Source organism: Solilutibacter silvestris, from assembly GCF_050574925.1.
Classification (GTDB): Bacteria; Pseudomonadota; Gammaproteobacteria; order Xanthomonadales; family Xanthomonadaceae; genus Solilutibacter; species Solilutibacter silvestris_A.
In genome coordinates this window covers 7,844-8,330 of sequence record NZ_JBCMOO010000010.1, presented here as the reverse complement: position 1 = coordinate 8,330, position 487 = coordinate 7,844, and positions in this window count along the sequence as shown.

Below are 487 nucleotides of genomic sequence, written 5' to 3'. Positions count from 1 at the left end.
AACTAATCGTTCAAGCCGACGCCGCTTCGTGGCTTGGTTCTGGGCTTTACGCTACGCTAGCCCAGAATCCGCGCCACTGCTCGGCGCGGCTTAACTCAGGTGTTAGGTGCCGTGCACAAAACATTATTGCTTCTTGTTTTAATTCTCTGTGCGTCATGTGACGTCAAAAGAGAAGTTCGAGAGCAGCGATCATTTATTGAGAATTCTGCAAAGAAACACCTAGTCATCGGACAAAGTCAGAGCGAAGTGGTTGCATGGGCAGCTCAAAATGGCTTGAGTGTAGGCCGAGCCGACCCCGGAACTCTTAATCTCTTTGGGAAACAAATACGAACCTCTTGGCCTCACTTCCCATGCGAATCTACAGCCACAACAATCACAGTCCTTTTCGACACGCAGAACAAGCTGACTGGATACAAATTGGGAACTATTGGAGTTTGCCTATAACCAGGGCACGCACCTAACCAATCGTTCAAGCCGACGCCGCTTC